This window comes from Pseudomonas sp. BN411 (genome assembly GCF_029871235.1).
Classification (GTDB): domain Bacteria; phylum Pseudomonadota; class Gammaproteobacteria; order Pseudomonadales; family Pseudomonadaceae; genus Metapseudomonas.
Genome location: NZ_SSOM01000029.1, coordinates 60,001 through 77,629, shown reverse-complemented (window position 1 = coordinate 77,629; position 17,629 = coordinate 60,001). Strand labels below are relative to the sequence as shown.

The following is a 17,629-nucleotide window of genomic DNA, read 5'->3' as shown; positions in this document are numbered from 1 at the left end:
GATCGTTGGGCTTCTCTTATTAGTGGTGGGGGTCGAGGAGCAGTTGCTCGTCCTCAGTGAAGTAATGCTCGTCGCAGTTGTTGCCAGAACCACTGCGATCAACCACCAGGAAGTCATCCCGCTTTTCGATCGTCAGCACCGGGTGGTGCCAGACGCCGCGATGGTAATTAACGCCCTGCCTGCCATTGGAGAGGAAGGCACGGACCAAACCCGGTACAGGTACATCGCCAATTGGCGCGACCACGACCAGAAAGGAGTTGCCGAGCAGCGGAATGAAAGCCTGGCTGCCCTGCGGATGTCGTTCCAGCATGCGGATGCGCAATGGCATCTCGAGGGATTCGGCGCTGAAGATGCTGATGATCGCCTTGTCGTCGGGCTGGGCGGTCTCGACCGTGGCCAGCTTGTGATAACGGCGGGTGGAGCCGTTGTTGATCATGAAGTACTCGCTGCCGTCGGTTTCGATCACATCTCCGAAGGGGGCGAAGGCTTCTTTGGTCAGGGGCTCGATCTTCAGGGTTCGCATGGCTGTTCTACTTGTTCGTTGCTGGTTCCCATCCCGCGAGGGGGAGGGGCCGGTGGGGAGGGCAGTATTTCCATCCTCCCCCGTGGCTCTCCGATTAGGTGGAGAGCCGATGGGCGGGCCTTAGCCTGCCCGGTCTCGAATAGGGGCGGTGCGACTGCGGCTTACATCTGCTGCAGACGGAACAGCGCGATCTTGTTGATCTCGGCCAGCGCCCTGGAGAACTCGGCTTCAGGGGAGTTGTGGATCCGCTCCTCGAAGGCCGCCAGGATCTGGTGCCGGTTGCTGCCTTTCACCGCCATGATGAAAGGAAACCCGAACTTGGCCTTGTAGGCGTCGTTCAGCTCGGTGAAGCGTGCGAACTCTTCAGCCGTGCATTCGTGGATACCAGCACCGGCTTGTTCGCTGGTGCTGGATTCGGTCAGCTCGCCACGGACGGCTGCCTTGCCGGCCAGGTCCGGGTGAGCGTTGATCAGTGCCAGCTGGGCTTCATGGCTGGCGCTGAGCAACAGGTCGGCCATGCGCTGGTGCAGGCCATCGATCTCGTCGACGCGGTCGTCCTGGCCCAGGTCGAAGGCCTTCTCGGCGACCCAGGGCGAGTGCTCGTAGATGTCGGCGAACGCTTCGACGAAGGCTTCGCGGGACAGGGTGGACGGAGTCAGGGTCTGAAAGCGGCTCATTTGGCTTGCTCTTTGAACGGGTGGGTGGCGTGCCAGTGGCGGGCGATGTCGGCGCGGCGGGCGAACCAGACTTGATCAAAGCCTTTTACGTACTCGATGAAGCGCGCCAGGGAGGCGAGGCGAGCGGGACGGCCCAGCAGGCGGCAGTGCATGCCGATGGACAGCATCTTCGGCGCGCCGGCGCTGCCTTCCGCGTAGAGCACGTCGAAGGCGTCCTTGAGGTATTCGAAGAAGTCGTCGCCCTTGTTGAAGCCCTGCACCTGGGTGAAGCGCATGTCGTTGGTGTCCAGGGTGTAGGGGATGACCAGGTGCGGCTTCTCAGCGGTGCTGGCCGGGTCCCAGTAGGGCAGGTCGTCGTCGTAGGTGTCGGAGTCGTAGAGGAAGCCGCCTTCCTCCATCACCAGGCGACGGGTGTTCGGGCCGGTACGGCCGGTGTACCAGCCCACCGGACGCTCGCCGGTCAGCTCGGTGAGGATGCGGATGGCTTCGAGCATGTGCTCGCGCTCCTGGGCCTCGTCCATGTACTGGTAGTCGATCCAGCGGTAGCCGTGGCTGCAGATCTCGTGACCGGCTTCGACCATGGCGCGGATCGCGTCCGGGTGGCGCTGGGCGGCCATGGCGACGGCGAAGATAGTCAGGGGGATGTCGTGCTGCTTGAACAGGTTCAGCAGGCGCCAGACACCAGCACGGCTGCCGTACTCGTAGAGGGATTCCATGCTCATGTTGCGCACGCCCTGCAGCGGCTGGGCGGCCACCATCTCGGACAGGAAGGCTTCGGATTCCTTGTCACCATGGAGCACATTGCGCTCGCCGCCTTCCTCGTAATTGAGGACAAAGGACAGGGCGATGCGGGACTCACCCGGCCAGTGCGGGTGGGGAGGATTGTTGCCGTAACCGATCAGGTCGCGTGGGTACTCGGCGCTCACTGCAGTCTTCCTTCTTGTCTGTTGGGCGATCAGCGACAGCCTGGAAAGTGGTGCGCGACCGGGGATGGGGTGATTGTATACAAACTGTCATGAGTTTTGTAAATCAAATCTTTGTCTGATTCGACATTCCGCGTTCGCTTAACGAACCTGTCCATCTTGTCAGGTCTGCATGGCAGAAGGCCCGAGGGCTGGCCGGTGCACGTAAATCCGGATGGAGCCAGTCGTCGCAAAGGCTCGACGGGATATGGCGTCTAGATTGTGTACAATTTTTTGAGTTTATGTCTTACATTTCTTCGGTCGCATGTTATTCTGCGTTCCATACCGGGGCTTCGACCCCACCCACACACCGATATGAACAAGCAGAGGAGGTGTGGCGTTCCTGCCTTGGCCACGCATTGGCCCGGTAGACGCCCAGCGAGCAATGGGACGTTTGACCACGCATGTACTGGATGCCGCCCACGGCTGCCCTGGCCGTGATATCAAGATCGAGCTCTATCGCGTAGAAGGCGCGGGCATGGAGTTGGTCGCCACCGCCATCACCAACGACGACGGCCGCTGCGATGCGCCCGTGCTGCAGGGTGCCGACTACCAGAGCGGCGTCTATCAGATCCACTTCCACGCCGGCGACTACTACCGCGCCCGTGGCGTGAAGCTCGCCGAACCCGCTTTCCTCGATGTGGTTGTGCTGCGCTTCGGCATCTCCGCCGAGCAAGATCACTACCACGTGCCGCTGCTGATCTCCCCCTACAGCTATTCCACCTATCGCGGCAGCTAGTACCGAATACTCGTTACCCTCGACTCACTGGAGTCTTTTACGGCCCGTCCACACTGCGGGCCTTTTTTTCGCCTGCAGAAAAGTGTCAGGCCGAAAAAAGAAGCCCGGCACAAGGCCGGGCTGAAACGCATCACGGGGAGATGCGCAAGGGAGTGCGAAAATCGACAACACAAAGCCTGTGCGCCAGCCCAAGGGGCTGCGCTGATGCATGGGGAATGTCGGGTTAGGGGAGAGTCTAGGCGGCATTTGCCATTTCGCAGGCCGACGGTCGGAAATCGTTTCGGTCTGTCGCTGTCAGGCAATGGGGCAGCTCTGCGCCGGGAGGCGAATCAAGCGCAGGGGGTAGGAGGGGAGGGCTATGACCCTCAACCCGTTACCCATGTCCCCCGACAGGCGTTACCCATGTGCCCCGGCTGAACGCACGGTGCCCCCTACCTATGCGGCTTCATCCTGCTATTCAGTGCATTCCAATCGTCACTGGCAGGGCCAGGACCACAGCTCCAAATGAAAAGGCCCTGGCGCAAAGCGACAGGGCCCGGTGAAGCGCTACCTGCGATTACAGGAAGATGAACTTGGCCACGAAGATGGCGCACAGGGCATACAGGCTTACCGACACATCCTTGTATTTGCCGGTGAAGGCCTTCATGGCGACATAGGTCACGAAGCCCAGGGCGATACCGTCGGCGACCGAGAAGGTCAGCGGCATCATGATGACGGTGACGATGGCCGGGATGGTTTCGGTGTGTTCCTTCCAGTCGATGTGGGCCATGCCGCCCATCATCAGCATCGCAACGTAGATCAGGGCACCGGCGGTGGCATAGGCGGGGATCATGCCGGCCAGCGGGGCGAAGAACATCGCGGCGATGAACAGGATGCCCACGGTCACTGCGGTCAGGCCGGTGCGGCCGCCAGCAGCAACGCCCGCAGCACTTTCTACGTAGCTGGTGACCGGCGGTACCCCGAGCACGCCACCGAAGACGCTGGAGGCGCTGTCCGCTTTCATGGCGCGGGACAGGTTCTCGATACGACCGTCTTCCTGCACCAGGTTGGCACGCTGGGCCACGCCCATCAGGGTGCCGGCGGTGTCGAACATGTGCACGAAGAGGAACGCAAGGATCACGCTCACCATAGTCACGTTGAATGCGCCGGTGATGTCCATGGCCATGAAGGTCGGGGCCAGGCTCGGGGGCATGGAGAACACGCCGCCGAACTTGACGATGCCCAGGCCAACACCGATCAGGGTCACGGTGAGGATGCTGATCAGGATGCCGCCGAAGATGCGGCGGTATTCCAGTACCGCGATCATCAGGAAGCAGATGGCGGCCAGCAGCGGACCGGGGGAGGTCAGGTCACCGATGTGCACCAGGGTGGCCGGATGGGCAACCACGATGCCGGCGGTCTTCAGGCCGATCAGCCCGAGGAACAGACCGACACCTGCGCCCATGGCGAAGCGCAGACTGCTCGGGATGCTGTTGAGCAGCCACTCACGGATGCGCGAGAAGGTCAGGATCATGAACAGCACGCCGGAGAGGAACACCGCGCCAAGCGCGATCTGCCAGCTGTAGCCCATGGTGTTGACCACGGTGTAGGTGAAGAAGGCGTTCAGGCCCATGCCCGGAGCGAGGCCGACCGGCCAGTTGGCGTAGAGGCCCATGAGGAGGCAGCCGAAGGCTGCGGCAAGGCAGGTGGCAACGAAAGCTGCGCCATGATCGATCCCGGCATCGGCCATGATGTTCGGGTTGACGAAAATGATGTAGGCCATGGTGATGAAGGTGGTCAGGCCTGCAGCCAGCTCAGTCTTCACGGTGGTGCCGTGCAGGCTGAGCTTGAAGAGACGTTCAAGCAGACCCTTGGCGGGCGGTGTAGCGACGTACGTTCCTTGTTCTTGTTGTTTGATGCTTTCCACAGCGTGGTACTCCTCATCTCTTTTGTTTTGTTCACCCAGAGCCGGGAGCTGGCTCCGGACTGACTGAGGCGGATGGCGTGAGTGGTGCACTTCCTCCAATACTTGACCGCAGGGTCAGGAAGTCACGGCGCGATTATGCCTTTGTATACAAAAAAAACAAATAATGTTTTCAATGTTCGAAAAAACGATCCAATCAACAAAAGTTGACCGTACGGTTAGGTTATGTCGCGACAATTTGCAGGCTAACGAATTAACCAAATCGTTAAAAAACAATGACTTATGAGGTAATGCCAAAAGAGAGGCGGAGTGGAGGGAGGGGAGCGAAAGCACGAAATGGCACTGCGCCAGCTGCGCTTATGACAAAAAAATGTAGGGAAATCCGCAGGTTTGTCGCTTCAACCCTCAATGAAAAAAGAGGTGGCTGGATCCTGCTGGAAAACCTGTGCAACTGGTCAGGAATGGGGTTGGAGCTGCTGCGAAACTGTTCAAGGGGGGATGATTGTGTACAATATCACTCGATTTTTCCCTGATTTCCCCCGCTGACCCACCTGCTCAGCCCGGCGAAAAGGGGCAAAAAGGGCCCTGGAATACCGCCGACCCCCTTTACGCGAGCACCCATGAACGAACAGTTGCAGCCACTCAAGAAGCAGCCGCGCACCGCCAAAAGCACCCGCAGCGGCACTCAGGACGACGTCGTCTACGCGCACATTTTCGATGCGATTCTCGAGCAGCGCCTCGCTCCCGGTACCAAGCTGAGCGAAGAGGCCCTGGGTGAGATTTTCGGTGTCAGCCGCACCATCATCCGTCGCGCCCTGTCGCGCCTTGCCCATGAGGGCGTGGTGCTGTTGCGACCCAATCGTGGCGCCGTAGTGGCCAGCCCCAGCGTCGAGGAAGCCCGGCAGATCTTCTACGCGCGCCGACTGGTGGAGCGCGCCATTACCGAGCTGGCGGTCGAGCACGCCACCGCCGAGCAGCTGCAGGAACTGCGGCAGATGGTCCTTGAAGAGCAGGCCTGCTTCTCCCGTGGCGACCGTGGCGCCGGCATCCGCCTTTCCGGCGAGTTCCACCTGAAGCTGGCCGAGGCAGCGAAGAACGCCCCGCTGGTGAGCTTCCAGCGCAGCCTGGTATCGCAGACCTCCCTCATCATCGCCCAGTACGAGAGCGGCAGCCGCTCCCACTGTTCTTTCGATGAGCACAATCGCCTGATCGACGCCATCGAGTCCCGCGACGCCGAGCGCGCGGTGATGCTGATGATGCATCACATGGATCACATCGACGACAAGCTGAACCTGGACGAAGGCGGTGCCTCGGACGACCTGCACGCGGTGTTCTCACACCTGCTGCAGACCAAGAAGAAGCCCGGCCGCGCAACGCCGCGCAACGTCTGATTCAGACCCAGGTAAAAAGCCCCGCGAATGCGGGGTTTTTTGTTTGAGCGGCTTGAAGGCACGGCCAGAACGTAGGGTGGGTCGGGCGGCGTTCCGCGAGCTTGCGATACCCATCAATTGGCGTCCGCATGGGTATCGCTCCGCTCAACCCATCCTACGGGTTGCATTGCCCGTAGGAGCTGGCTTGCCAGCGAATGGCCCCTTTTCGCTAGCAAGCTAGCTCCTACAAGGCTCCTGAACCCACCGGAACTCCAAAAGAAAAGCCCCGCCGAAGCGGGGCTTTTCTGTTTGCGCGTTCGATCAGCCGCGCTTGTGCACGCTACGGCCGGCGGCGAAGGTTTCCTTCACGGTGCGGTCGTCGCCGAGGATGGTCAGGGCGAACAGGCGTTCCGGAAGGCTCTTGGCCTGCTGCATGCGGTAGTCCAGCAGCGGGGTGGCCTTGTAGTCCAGGACCACGAAGTCCGCGTCCTTGCCTGTTTGGAAGTTGCCGATCTTGTCGTCCAGGTAGAGCGAGCGCGCGCCACCCAGGGTGGCCAGGTACAGGGACTTGAAGGGGTCGAGCTTCTTGCCCTGCAGCTGCATCACCTTGTACGCCTCGTTCAGCGATTGCAGCTGGGAGAAGCTGGTGCCAGCGCCCACGTCGGTGCCCAGGCCCACGCGCACACCGTGCTCTTCCAGCTTCTGCAGGTCGAACAGGCCGCTGCCCAGGAACAGGTTGGAGGTGGGGCAGAAGGCTACGGCCGAGCCGGTTTCCGCCAGGCGTTTGCACTCGTCGTCGCAGAGGTGCACGCCATGGGCGAAGACCGATCGCTCGCCGATCAGCTTGTAGTGGTCATAGACGTCCAGGTAGCCCTTGCGCTCCGGGAACAGCTCTTTCACCCATTCGATTTCCTTGCGGTTTTCGGACAGGTGGGTGTGCATGTACAGGCCCGGGTACTCGGCATACAGCTTGCCCGCCAGCTCCAGTTGCTCGGGGGTGCTGGTGGGGGCGAAGCGCGGCGTCACCGCATAGTGCAGGCGACCCTTGCCGTGCCAGCGCTCGATCAGCTCCTTGCTGTCCGCATAGCCGGACTCGGCGGTATCGGTCAGGTAGTCCGGGGCATTGCGGTCCATCAGCACCTTGCCGGCGATCATCCGCAGGTCGAGTGCCTGGGCGGCTTCGAAGAAGGCGTCCACCGACTCCTTGTGCACGGTGCCGAACACCAGGGCGGTGGTGGTGCCGTTGCGCAGCAGTTCCTTGATGAAGATGCCCGCGACGTCAGCGGCGTGGGCCTTGTCTGCAAACTGCTTCTCGGTGGGGAAGGTGTAGGTGTTCAGCCAGTCCAGCAGCTGCTCGCCGTAGGAGGCGATCATGCCGGTCTGCGGGAAGTGGATATGGGTGTCGATGAAACCGGGGGTGATCAGGGCATCGCGATACTCATGCACCTCGACGCCGGCATCCAGGCCCGGCAGCAGGGACTTGGCTTCACCCAGGGCCTTGATGCGACCGTCTTCCACCACCAGCAGGCCGTCCTCGAAGTACTGATAGGACTGCTCGACGCCCACCAGGGCGGGGTCGGCGATGCTGTGCAGGATGGCGGAGCGGTAGGCGGTTACGTGGCTGGTCATGTCAGTCTCGTTCGTTGGCGTTGCGATTCTTGCGTCCCGCGAGGGGAGGGGCCGGAGTGGGGAGCTCCCTGTCACGCGGCTCTCCCCACCCGGCACTTACGCGTCGCCTTCCCCGTGGGGGAAGGAATAATTCAGGCCTGTTCGCGGCGCGAGGAAGGAATCAGCTTGGCGACGGTTTCGCCCTTTTTCACTTCCTGGCCGAAGTTGGCGTTGTAGGTGGCGACCACTTCGCCGGCGATGGAAATGGCGATCTCCACCGGCAGCTTGCCCTTGACCTCCTGAATGCCCATCGGGCAGCGCATGCGTTGCACGGTTTCGCTTGCGAAGCCGCGTTCGCGCAGGCGGTGCTCGAACTTGAGACGCTTGGTCTTCGAACCGATCAGGCCGAAGTAGGCGAAGTCGTTGCGCTTGAGGATCTCGGCGGTGAGTTCCAGATCCAGCTGGTGGTTGTGGGTCATGACGATGAAGTAGCTGCCCTTGGGCATGTCCGCGATCTCGTCGATCACTTCCTCGTTGACCACCTTGTCCACGCCAGACGGAATCTGCTCGGGGAATTCGTTTTCCCGCGAGTCGATCCAGCGCACCTTGCACGGCAGGCTGGCGAGCAGCGGAACCAGTGCACGGCCGACGTGGCCTGCACCGAATACGGCGATATGCGCCTGTGGCTGGCCCATGGGTTCGAACAGCAGCACGGTCGCGCCGCCGCAGCACTGGCCGAGGCTGGCGCCCAGGCTGAAGCGCTCCAGGCGGGTGTCCTGGCTGCGACTTTCGAGCATCTCGCGGGCGATCTCCATCGCCTTGAATTCGAGATGACCGCCACCGATGGTCTCGAAGATGCGCTCGGCGGTGACGACCATCTTCGAACCGGAATTGCGCGGGGTCGAGCCACGCTCTTCGATGATGGTCACCAGCACGCAGGGTTCACCACGGTGCTGAAGGTCGGCGAGGGCGCTGATCCAGCTCATTTGCTCAATCTCCAGCTACGCAGTGGCCTGGTGGTCCGCGACAGCCGCCAGTCGTCCTTGGGACGGACCGGTGCCGGCAGCGTTTCCAGCAGCACGGCCTCGCCGTCCTGCTGCTTAGTCTTCGTTTGATCGGTGGATGTTGTCATTGTTCTGCACCGTTTTATCTATGTAGGAGCCAGCTTGCTGGCGAATCGCTTTCGCCAGCGAGCTGGCTCCTACGGGTTACGCAGGCTCGGTCTCCGCCTGGCTGGAGGCCTTTGCCGGCTGTTGCAGTTTCTTCATCTGCTCGACGCCCCAGAGCACGCGCTCAGGGGTAGCCGGCGCGTCGATCTGCGGCTGCGCCTTGTAGTCTCCCAGGCTCGCCACGGCGTCCTTGATGGCGCACCAGGCGGCAATGCCGAGCATGAAGGGCGGCTCGCCCACGGCCTTGGAGTGGAACACCGTCTGCTCGGGGTTCTTGCGGTTCTCAACCAGCTTCACCCGCAGGTCGATGGGCATGTCGGCGATGGCCGGGATCTTGTAGCTCGCCGGACCGTTGGTCATCAGCTTGCCCTTGGCGTTCCACACCAGTTCCTCGGTGGTCAGCCAGCCCATGCCCTGAACGAAGGCCCCCTCGACCTGGCCGATGTCGATGGCCGGGTTCAGGGAGGCGCCCACGTCATGCAGGATGTCGGTGCGCAGCATCTTGTACTCGCCGGTCAGGGTGTCGACCAGCACTTCGCAGCAGGCGATGCCGTAGGCGAAGTAGTAGAAGGGGCGGCCGGCGGCCTTGTCGCGGTCGTAGAAGATCTTCGGTGTACGGTAGAAACCGGTGCTGGAGAGCGAGATCTGGTTGAAGTAGGCGAGCTGGATCATTTCCTCGAAGGAGAGGAAGTGGTCGCGCACGCGCACCTGGTCATTCTTGAACTGCACGTCCTCGGTGGTCGCCTTGAAGTGATTGGCGAGGAACTCCACCAGCCGGCCCTTGATGGTTTCGGCGGCGTTCTGTGCAGCCTTGCCGTTCAGGTCGGTGCCGCTGGAGGCGGCGGTCGGCGAGGTGTTGGGCACCTTGTCGGTGTTGGTGGCGGTGATCTGGATGCGCGAGATGTCCACCTGGAAGACTTCGGCCACCACCTGGGCGACCTTGGTGTTCAGGCCCTGGCCCATCTCGGTGCCACCGTGGTTCAGGTGGATGCTGCCGTCGGTGTAGATGTGCACCAGCGCGCCAGCCTGGTTGAGGAAGGTGGCGGTGAAGCTGATGCCGAATTTCACCGGCGTCATCGACAGGCCTTTCTTCAGTACCGGGCTCTTCGCGTTGAATTCGCGGATTTCCTCACGGCGCTTGGCGTACTCGGCGCTTTCTTCCAGTTCCGCGGTCATCTCGGCGAGCATGTTGTGCTCGACGGTCTGGTAGTAGTGGGTGACGTTGCGCTCGTCCTTGCCGTAGTAGTTCAGCTTGCGGACATCGAGCGGGTCTTTGCCCAGGTGGCGGGCGATGGCATCCATGATCTCTTCGATCGCGACCATCCCCTGCGGGCCGCCGAAACCGCGGTAGGCGGTGTTCGAAGCGGTGTTGGTCTTGCAGCGGTGACCATTGATGGTGGCGTCTTCGAGGAAGTAGGCGTTGTCCGAGTGGAACATCGCACGGTCGACGATGGAGCCGGACAGGTCGGGCGAGTAGCCGCAGTTGCCCGCCAGTTCCAGTTCGATGCCGGTGAGCAGGCCGTTCTCGTCGAAGCCCACGTCGTACTCGACATAGAAGGGGTGACGCTTGCCGGTGACGGTCATGTCTTCCATGCGCGGCAGGCGCATCTTGGTCGGGCGACGGGTCAGGTGCGCAATCACCGCGCACAGGCAGGCCGGGCCGGCCGCCTGGGTTTCCTTGCCGCCGAAGCCGCCACCCATGCGACGCATGTCGATGACGATCTTGTTCATCGGCACACCCAGCACCTCGGCCACCAGCTTCTGCACTTCGGTGGCGTTCTGGGTGGAGGTGTAGACGATCATGCCGCCGTCTTCGGTGGGCATGACGGAGGAGATCTGGGTCTCCAGGTAGAAGTGTTCCTGGCCGCCGATGTGCAGGGTGCCCTGGATGCGGTTCTTCGAATTGGCCAGCGCGGTGCTGGAATCACCACGCTTGTGCTGGTGGCTGTCCAGTACGAAGTGCTTTTTGCGCAGCGCTTCCACCACGTCCAGCACGGGCTCCAGGTCTTCGTATTCGACGATGGCGGCCATGGCGGCCTTGCGTGCGGTTTCCAGGCTGTCGGCACCCACGGCCAGGACCACCTGACCGACGTACTCGACCTTGCCGTCCGCCAGCAGCGGGTCACCGGCAACCACCGGACCGATGTCCAGCTGGCCGGGCACGTCCTTGGCGGTGATGGCGATGGTTACGCCCGGGAACTGGTAGCAGGGCGTGGTATCGATGCGGGTGATGCGCGCATGGGCGCGGTCGCTCATGCGGGCATAGACGTGCAGCTGGTTGGGGAACTCCAGGCGGTCGTCGACGTACACGGCCTCGCCGGTCACATGCTTGGGCGCGCTCTCGTGCTTGACGCTCTTGCCGACGCCGGTGGTGATGTCGGCACGGAACAGTTCCGCCAGCTCTTCCTGGGTTTTGTGATGGAAGTGATTAGACATATGCGGTCACCCGGGTTTCGACTTCTGGGGATTGCAGCTCGAGGAAGAACTTGCGCAGCAGGTTCTGGGCGGTCAGCAGGCGATATTCCTTGCTGGCGCGGAAGTCCGAGAGCGGGGTGAAGTCCTTGGCCAGTGCCTCGCAGGCGCGTTCGACGGTGCCCGGATACCAGGCGGCGCCGATCAGGGCCTGTTCGCAGGCGCTGGCGCGCTTGGGAATGCCGGCCATGCCGCCGAATGCGACTCGGGCCTTGCGCACCTGGCCGTTCTCGATCACCAGGTTGAACGCGGCGCAGACGGCGGAGATGTCGTCGTCCAGGCGCTTGGAGACCTTGTAGGCGCGGAAAGTCTGGTTACTGCGGGCGCGCGGCACACGCACCTTCTCGATGAACTCGGACTCCTGGCGGGCGGTGACCTTGTAATCGAGGAAGTATTCGTCCAGCGGCAGGATGCGGGTCTGGTTGCCCTTGCGCAGGACGATCTCCGCGCCGAGGGCGATCAGCAGCGGCGGGGCGTCGCCGATGGGCGAGGCGTTGCCGATGTTGCCGCCCAGGGTGCCCTGGTTGCGGATCTGCAGGGAGGCGAAGCGGTGCAGCAGTTCGCCGAAGTCCGGGTACTCCTGGGACAGCGTCTCGTAGCAGTCGGACAGCGGAGTGGCGGCGCCGATTTCGATGTAGTCGCCGTTCTGCTCGATGCGCTTCATGGCGTCGATGTGGCCGACATAGATCATCACCGGCAGTTCACGGTGGAACTGGGTGACTTCCAGGGCGAGATCGGTGCCGCCAGCCAGCAGGCGGGCCTGCGGGTTGGACACGTAGAAGTCGGCCAGGTCGGCCACGGTCAGCGGAACCAGGCAGCGCTTGTCGCCGCTGTTCAGCTCGGCGGTCTCGCGCGGGGCGATGGCTTTCAGCTGAGCGACGGTCTGGGCTTCGGCAACGTCGAACTGGTCGGGCTGCTTCTGGCAGCAGGCCTGCTCGGCAGCGTCGATGATCGGGCGGTAGCCGGTGCAGCGGCACAGGTTGCCGGCCAGGGCTTCCATGGTCTGGGCCTTGTCGTAGCCGTTGCTGTTCTTCTGCAGGGCGAACAGGGACATGACGAAGCCGGGGGTGCAGAAGCCGCACTGGGAACCGTGGCAGTCGACCATGGCCTGCTGCACGGAATGCAGTTGGCCCTGGTGCTTGAGGTCTTCCACGGTGATCAGCTGCTTGCCGTGCAGCGACGACACGAAGGTCAGGCAGGAGTTGAGGGTGCGGTAGCGGATGCGGTCCCCGTCCAGCTCGCCGACAACCACGGTGCAGGCACCGCAATCGCCCGAGGCACAGCCTTCTTTGGTACCGGGTTTGCCGACATGCTCACGCAGGTAGTTGAGCACCGTGACATTGGGATCGAGGGCTTGCTCGGTGCGCAGCTCCCGATTGAGTAAAAACTGGATCAAGGACGACCTCCAGGCACTTTATTGTTTTTACGAGGGCTCGTATGGCGGCAAATTTAGAGGGGTCTGACCTGTGGGTCAATAAATATTTGACCCAAAAGTCAGGAAATCTTCATGTCTTTCAGCTATTAGCCGCCGCGAGCGCTCTGTCTCAAGGTTCAGGCGCGTTTGCGCCTCCTGTCCTAATTGTAGAAAAGAGACGGAAGGGCGCCCGTCCTCGATCGTTTCCGTTCGTGGAGCCGCCCGTGGCGCCCGTTGCCTTGTGGTAGAATCCGCTCCCTGCCCGCGTCCTGCGGCAGAGTCGGAAATTTCCCCTTTTTTGCTCTTGCGCCCACTGCCCGTACCCGTAGTACTGTCAGCGCCGGAGCTTTGGCGTGGGAAAGCTCCGGCGCAGCGCACAATGTTCCCCAGTTCGAAGGAAAACCATGACGTTCAAGGCACCGGACAGCCTCTCCGAGCAGATTGCCCAGCACCTCGCCGAGCGCATCATTCGCGGCGAGTTGAAAGAGCGTGAGCGCATCCAGGAACAGAAAGTCACCCAGGCCATGAATGTCAGCCGGGGCTCGGTGCGCGAAGCGCTGCTGATCCTCGAACGACGCCACCTGATCACCATCCTGCCGCGCCGTGGCGCCCAGGTATCCGAGCTGACCCAGCAGCACGTGCGCAGCCTCTATACCCTGGTGATGGAGCTTTACATCCTGCTCGGCTACGCCGTTGCCGAGCACTGGCGCAGCGAGGACGACCTCCTGCCCTTCCGCGCCATCCAGCAGCGCCTGGCCGAAGCGCGCCAGCGGGAAGACATCCTGGCGTTCGTCGAGGCCAGCTTCGCCATCATGCAGACGGCCTATCCCTTCGCCGACAACCCCTACCTGCAGCAGACCCTGGATAACCTGCAGCCGGCCATCGCCCGCACCTACTACATGGCCCTTGAGCGCCGTCGCGGCCAGATGGAGAACCTCGGTGCTGTGTTCGACGACCTGCTGCTGGCGGTGATCGCCCGCGACCAGGCGAGGATTCGCGAAGTGCTGTTGGGCTACGGCAAACAGAACTGCGACCTGGTGCTCGCGGCGCTGGCCGAGCGTTGAACGGAGCGCATCGATGCGGCTGAAGTGCATCAAGCTGGCCGGCTTCAAGTCCTTCGTGGACCCGACCACCGTCAGCTTCCCCAGCAACATGGCGGCCGTGGTCGGCCCCAATGGTTGCGGCAAGTCGAACATCATCGACGCCGTTCGCTGGGTAATGGGCGAGAGTTCGGCGAAGAACCTCCGTGGCGAGTCGATGACCGACGTCATCTTCAACGGCTCCAATACCCGCAAACCGGTCGCTCAGGCCAGCATCGAGCTGATCTTCGACAACTCCGATAACACCCTGGTGGGCGAGTACGCCGCCTTCGCCGAGATTTCCATTCGCCGCCGTGTCAGCCGCGACGGCCAGAACACCTATTTCCTCAACGGCACAAAGTGCCGGCGCCGTGATATCACCGATATCTTCCTCGGCACCGGCCTGGGCCCGCGCAGTTACTCGATCATCGAGCAGGGGATGATCTCCAAACTGATCGAGGCCAAGCCCGAGGACCTGCGCAACTTCATCGAGGAAGCCGCCGGCATCTCCAAGTACAAGGAGCGCCGCCGCGAGACCGAGAGCCGCATCCGCCGCACCCAGGAGAACCTGGCGCGCCTGACCGACCTGCGCGAAGAACTGGAGCGCCAACTGGAACGCCTGCACCGCCAGGCCCAGTCCGCCGAAAAGTACCAGGAGTACAAGGCCGAGGAGCGTCAGCTCAAGGCCCAGCTCGCGGCCCTGAAGTGGCGCGCGTTGAACGACCAGGTCGGCCAGCGTGAGGCGGTGATCGGCAACCAGGAGGTCAGCTTCGAGGCCCTGGTGGCCGAGCAGCGCAACGCCGACGCCAGCATTGAACGTTTGCGCGACGGACACCACGAGCTGTCCGAACGCTTCAATCAGGTGCAGGGCCGCTTCTATTCAGTGGGCGGTGATATCGCCCGGGTGGAGCAGAGCATCCAGCACGGCCAGCAGCGCCTGCGCCAGTTGCAGGACGACCTGCGCGAGGCCGAACGCGCCCGCCAGGAAACCGAATCCCACCTGGGCCACGACCGCACCTTGCTCGCCACCCTGAGCGAAGAGCTGGAGATGCTCGGCCCCGAGCAGGAAATGAGTGCCGCCGCCGCCGAAGAGGCCGCTGCCCAGCTGGAGGAAGCGGAAACCGGCATGCATGCCTGGCAGGAGCAGTGGGATGGCTTCAACCAGTGCAGCGCCGAGCCGCGCCGCCAGGCCGAAGTGCAGCAGTCGCGCATCCAGCAGCTGGAGCAGAGCCTGGAGCGCCTGCTGGAGCGCCAGCGTCGCCTCAATGACGAGCGCGCCCAACTGGCCGCAGACCCGGAAGATGCCGCAATCCAGGAAATGCTCGAAGAACTGGCTGTTGGCGACATGCGCCTGGAAGAGCTCCAGGCCGCCGAACAGGGCCTGGCGGAGCGCCTGGACCAACTACGTGAAGAGCTGCAGCAGGCCAACCAGGCCCAGCAGCAGGCTCAGGGCGAACTGCAGCGCCTGAACGGCCGCATCGCCTCGCTGGAGGCCCTTCAGCAGGCCGCGCTGAACCCCGGCAAGGGCGCCGCCGAATGGCTGCGGGAGCACAATCTGGCTGATCGCCCCCGCCTGGCTGAGGGCCTGCGCGTGGAGCAGGGCTGGGAGCTGGCGGTGGAAACCGTGCTCGGCGCTGATCTGCAGGCCGTGTTGCTGGACGAATTCAACGGCCTCGACCTGTCCGGTTTCAGCCAGGGCGAACTGCGCCTGGCCAGTGCCGGCAAGGGCGGGGCGCGGGTTCCGGGTAGCCTGCTGGACAAGGTCGAGGCGCCAGTGGACCTGGCGCCCTGGCTGGCCAAGGTCCAGCCCGTGGAAAGCCTCGACCAGGCCCTGGCCCGCCGTGGCAGCCTGGGTGAGGGCGAAAGCCTTATAAGCCGGGATGGCTACTGGGTAGGACGCAATTTCCTGCGGGTGCGCCGTGCCAGTGAAGCGGAGAGCGGTCTGCTGGCCCGTGGCCAGGAACTGGAACGCCTGCATGCCGAGCGCGAAGAGCGCGAAGCCGCCCTGGAGCAACTGGAAGAACTCCTGCAGCGGCTGCGTGACGACCAGCGTCAACAGGAAGAATCCCGTGAGCAGCAGCGCCGCCTGCTGCAGGAAGAATCCCGCGCCCTGGGCGAGCTCAAGGCCCGCCTGTCCGCTCAGCAGGCGAAGGTGGAGCAGTTGGCCCTGCGCCGCCGTCGCCTGGAAGAAGAACTACGCGAGTTGGACGAGCAGCGGGCCCTGGAGCATGAACAGTTGGGCGAGGCCCGTCTGACCCTGCAGGACGCACTGGACGCCATGGCCAGCGATACCGAGCAGCGCGAAAAGCTCCTCGCCGAGCGCGACAGCCTGCGTGAGCGCCTCGACCGGATTCGCCAGGAAGCCCGCCAGCACAAGGACCATGCCCACCAGTTGGCGGTTCGCGTCGGCTCCCTGACGGCGCAGCACGACTCCACCCGCCAGGCCCTGGAGCGCCTGACCCTGCAGTTCGAGCGCCTCAACGAGCGCCGTGAGCAGCTCAGCCTGAACCTGGAGGAGGGCGCCGCGCCGCTGGAAGAGTTGCGCCTGAAGCTGGAAGAACTGCTGGAGAAGCGCCTTGGCGTGGAGGAAGAACTCAAGCAGGCGCGGCTGGCCCTGGAAGATGCCGACCGCGAACTGCGCGACGCCGAAAAACGCCGTACCCAGGCCGAGCAGCAGGCTCAACTGCTGCGTGGCCAGCTGGAACAGCAACGCCTGGAATGGCAGGCCCTGACGGTCCGCCGCAAGACCCTGCAGGACCAGCTTCACGAGGATGGCTACGACCTGCATGGCGTACTCGCCACCCTTCCCGCCGAGGCCAGCGAAAGCGCCTGGGAAGAAGAGCTCGAACGCCTTGCCGCGCGTATCCAGCGCCTCGGGCCGATCAACCTTGCGGCCATCGACGAGTACCAGCAGCAATCGGAGCGCAAGCGCTACCTGGATGCGCAGAACGACGACCTGGTGGAAGCCCTGGAGACGCTGGAAAACGTCATCCGCAAGATCGACAAGGAAACCCGTAACCGCTTCAAGGAAACCTTCGACCAGATCAACGCCGGTCTCCAGGCGCTGTTCCCGAAGGTATTCGGCGGTGGCCATGCCTACCTGGAGCTGACTGGCGAAGACTTGCTGGACACCGGCGTGGCCATCATGGCGCGGCCGCCGGGCAAGAAGAACAGCACCATTCACCTGCTGTCCGGTGGCGAGAAGGCGCTTACCGCGCTGGCCCTGGTGTTCGCCATCTTCCAGCTCAATCCGGCGCCGTTCTGCATGCTGGACGAGGTGGACGCGCCGCTGGACGACGCAAACGTCGGTCGTTATGCGCGACTGGTGAAGGAAATGTCCGAGAAAGTGCAGTTCATCTATATCACCCACAACAAGATCGCCATGGAAATGGCCGATCAGCTGATGGGTGTGACCATGCACGAGCCTGGCTGCTCGCGTCTGGTGGCGGTGGATGTGGAGGAGGCGATGTCGATGGTCGAGGCCTAGTGGTCGGCCACTTGTGAACCCTGGAAAGCTCCGGGGATCAAATTCGCGTTGGCTTTGGAGTAAGCCTCTATCAGAGGTTTCTCTGCTGGGCTTGTCGTGCTAGCTTTATGCCCAATTTTGTCGCACGTGGAAAACGCCATTCAGAACATGGAGTTGGGCGCCACGTTTCAGGGGACGGGATGTCCTTTCTTCACCATTGTCTGTTTGCATTTTTTCACTAGGGGAC

Annotated in this window: 12 protein-coding genes and 1 pseudogene; 4 read left to right on the top strand and 9 right to left on the bottom strand. The window is 62.8% G+C overall.

Features of this window, described 5'->3' with window-relative positions:
• Positions 1 to 19: 19 nt before the first annotated feature.
• From E8F06_RS03220 to puuE, 3 genes are all read right to left on the bottom strand, one after another.
• A complete protein-coding gene (locus tag E8F06_RS03220; protein ID WP_151135312.1) occupies positions 20 to 523 on the bottom strand; it encodes an ureidoglycolate lyase in 504 nt (167 codons plus the stop codon).
• Positions 524 to 684: 161 nt separating this feature from the next.
• Positions 685 to 1,200 carry a 2-oxo-4-hydroxy-4-carboxy-5-ureidoimidazoline decarboxylase gene (gene uraD, locus E8F06_RS03215; RefSeq protein ID WP_280364123.1) on the bottom strand — a complete coding sequence of 172 codons (516 nt, stop codon included), beginning with the start codon at positions 1,198 to 1,200 and terminating at the stop codon, positions 685 to 687.
• The gene (gene puuE / locus E8F06_RS03210; protein ID WP_280364120.1) at positions 1,197 to 2,126 is read right to left on the bottom strand and encodes an allantoinase PuuE; all 930 of its coding nucleotides are present in this window, start codon (positions 2,124 to 2,126) and stop codon (positions 1,197 to 1,199) included. Before puuE ends, uraD begins: the two co-directional genes overlap by 4 nt.
• A gap of 421 nt (positions 2,127 to 2,547) precedes the next feature.
• Between puuE and uraH the strand changes: the two genes are divergently transcribed.
• Positions 2,548 to 2,901, top strand: a complete 354-nt coding sequence (uraH, locus tag E8F06_RS03205; RefSeq protein ID WP_280364183.1) for a hydroxyisourate hydrolase — start codon at positions 2,548 to 2,550, stop codon at positions 2,899 to 2,901.
• A 556-nt stretch (positions 2,902 to 3,457) separates the two neighbouring features.
• Here the strand turns inward: uraH and E8F06_RS03200 are convergent.
• On the bottom strand, positions 3,458 to 4,807 hold the full coding sequence (locus E8F06_RS03200) for an NCS2 family permease (protein WP_151135304.1): 1,350 nt from the start codon (positions 4,805 to 4,807) through the stop codon (positions 3,458 to 3,460).
• Between the two features lie 617 nt (positions 4,808 to 5,424).
• Here E8F06_RS03200 and E8F06_RS03195 point away from each other — a divergent pair.
• A pseudogene (locus E8F06_RS03195) lies at positions 5,425 to 6,202 on the top strand (GntR family transcriptional regulator); the annotation flags it as partial.
• A gap of 293 nt (positions 6,203 to 6,495) precedes the next feature.
• On the opposite strand, the gene guaD reads toward E8F06_RS03195, so the two are convergent.
• From guaD to xdhA, 5 genes are all read right to left on the bottom strand, one after another.
• Positions 6,496 to 7,803 (bottom strand): guanine deaminase, encoded by a 1,308-nt coding sequence (gene guaD / locus E8F06_RS03190; protein WP_280364118.1) that lies wholly within the window; start codon positions 7,801 to 7,803, stop codon positions 6,496 to 6,498.
• A gap of 131 nt (positions 7,804 to 7,934) precedes the next feature.
• On the bottom strand, positions 7,935 to 8,768 hold the full coding sequence (gene xdhC, locus E8F06_RS03185; RefSeq protein WP_280364117.1) for a xanthine dehydrogenase accessory protein XdhC: 834 nt from the start codon (positions 8,766 to 8,768) through the stop codon (positions 7,935 to 7,937).
• Positions 8,765 to 8,914 (bottom strand): hypothetical protein, encoded by a 150-nt coding sequence (locus E8F06_RS03180; protein WP_280364115.1) that lies wholly within the window; start codon positions 8,912 to 8,914, stop codon positions 8,765 to 8,767. Before E8F06_RS03180 ends, xdhC begins: the two co-directional genes overlap by 4 nt.
• Before the next feature lie 76 nt (positions 8,915 to 8,990).
• On the bottom strand, positions 8,991 to 11,387 hold the full coding sequence (gene xdhB / locus E8F06_RS03175) for a xanthine dehydrogenase molybdopterin binding subunit (protein WP_280364114.1): 2,397 nt from the start codon (positions 11,385 to 11,387) through the stop codon (positions 8,991 to 8,993).
• The gene (gene xdhA, locus E8F06_RS03170) at positions 11,380 to 12,819 is read right to left on the bottom strand and encodes a xanthine dehydrogenase small subunit (protein ID WP_280364112.1); all 1,440 of its coding nucleotides are present in this window, start codon (positions 12,817 to 12,819) and stop codon (positions 11,380 to 11,382) included. Before xdhA ends, xdhB begins: the two co-directional genes overlap by 8 nt.
• A 422-nt stretch (positions 12,820 to 13,241) precedes the next feature.
• Between xdhA and E8F06_RS03165 the strand changes: the two genes are divergently transcribed.
• Positions 13,242 to 13,901 carry a GntR family transcriptional regulator gene (locus E8F06_RS03165; RefSeq protein ID WP_280364110.1) on the top strand — a complete coding sequence of 220 codons (660 nt, stop codon included), beginning with the start codon at positions 13,242 to 13,244 and terminating at the stop codon, positions 13,899 to 13,901.
• A gap of 13 nt (positions 13,902 to 13,914) precedes the next feature.
• Positions 13,915 to 17,403, top strand: a complete 3,489-nt coding sequence (gene smc, locus E8F06_RS03160) for a chromosome segregation protein SMC (protein WP_280364108.1) — start codon at positions 13,915 to 13,917, stop codon at positions 17,401 to 17,403.
• Positions 17,404 to 17,629 lie beyond the last annotated feature (226 nt).

Bases quoted from the DNA above. Each gene is read 5' to 3' on its own strand.
- E8F06_RS03220 (WP_151135312.1), bottom strand. From the start codon at position 523: ATGCGAACCCTGAAGATCGAGCCCCTGACCAAAGAAGCCTTCGCCCCC.
- uraD (WP_280364123.1), bottom strand. From the start codon at position 1,200: ATGAGCCGCTTTCAGACCCTGACTCCGTCCACCCTGTCCCGCGAAGCC.
- uraH (WP_280364183.1), top strand. From the start codon at position 2,548: ATGGGACGTTTGACCACGCATGTACTGGATGCCGCCCACGGCTGCCCT.
- guaD (WP_280364118.1), bottom strand. From the start codon at position 7,803: ATGACCAGCCACGTAACCGCCTACCGCTCCGCCATCCTGCACAGCATC.
- xdhC (WP_280364117.1), bottom strand. From the start codon at position 8,768: ATGAGCTGGATCAGCGCCCTCGCCGACCTTCAGCACCGTGGTGAACCC.
- E8F06_RS03180 (WP_280364115.1), bottom strand. From the start codon at position 8,914: ATGACAACATCCACCGATCAAACGAAGACTAAGCAGCAGGACGGCGAG.
- xdhB (WP_280364114.1), bottom strand. From the start codon at position 11,387: ATGTCTAATCACTTCCATCACAAAACCCAGGAAGAGCTGGCGGAACTG.
- E8F06_RS03165 (WP_280364110.1), top strand. From the start codon at position 13,242: ATGACGTTCAAGGCACCGGACAGCCTCTCCGAGCAGATTGCCCAGCAC.
- smc (WP_280364108.1), top strand. From the start codon at position 13,915: ATGCGGCTGAAGTGCATCAAGCTGGCCGGCTTCAAGTCCTTCGTGGAC.